Genomic DNA, 602 nt, shown 5'->3' with positions numbered 1-602 from the left:
ACGAAGACATAGGACATGCCGCGAATAAGCGCTTCGGCCCTGTCGCGGAAATGCGCGGAGTTACCCCCTCCGCCTTTCTTGTCTTCCGGCAGAAAGAGCGTGAGCAGAAGCTCGGTCATGCCCTCAGCATTGACAGAGGAAAAGGGGTTCCAGGTGTTGGTCTTCCTGTCGCCGGCTGACACCATCATATTGATGAAGCGCAGGTCTGCCTCTCGGCCCCACCGTCTCGCCATGGCTGCAACGGAGAAGGCAAGGTTGTTTGAGGCTTTGCCGTCGACAATCGTAAACCCGCCGCCCTGTGCCAGGGCATTGCACAGAAGACTATAAATGAACTGCGTTTTGCCGGACCCGGTTGAGCCGGGCAGAATGGCATGCATCGTCATATCATTGCCGGACAGCCAGACCTGTTGGGCCGTGACTTCATCCCAGCCTATCAGCCAGTCTCCAGAAGGCTTGCCCGGGATTTCGACGCCAGGTCGTTTTGGGTCCGGCTGAGGATTGCCGTAGTCCTTTCCCTTCGCGTTGGCCGGCAAGCGAAGAGGCAACGTCACCGGCCGCGTCAGGACATAGCCGGCATAGGCGACGGCCAATGGTACGATGGC

Annotated in this window: 1 protein-coding gene; it reads right to left on the bottom strand. The window is 59.0% G+C overall.

Going from position 1 to position 602, the window contains the following annotated elements; genetic code table 11:
• Nucleotides 1-602 (bottom strand): type IV secretion system DNA-binding domain-containing protein (locus tag R5H23_RS16870; protein ID WP_317216133.1); only part of this gene is annotated, 602 nt, incomplete at both ends.

It is taken from the genome of Gluconobacter sp. GP1 (assembly GCF_032913585.1).
Lineage (GTDB): Bacteria > Pseudomonadota > Alphaproteobacteria > Acetobacterales > Acetobacteraceae > Gluconobacter > Gluconobacter cerinus.
This window is presented reverse-complemented; position numbering and strand designations above follow the sequence as displayed.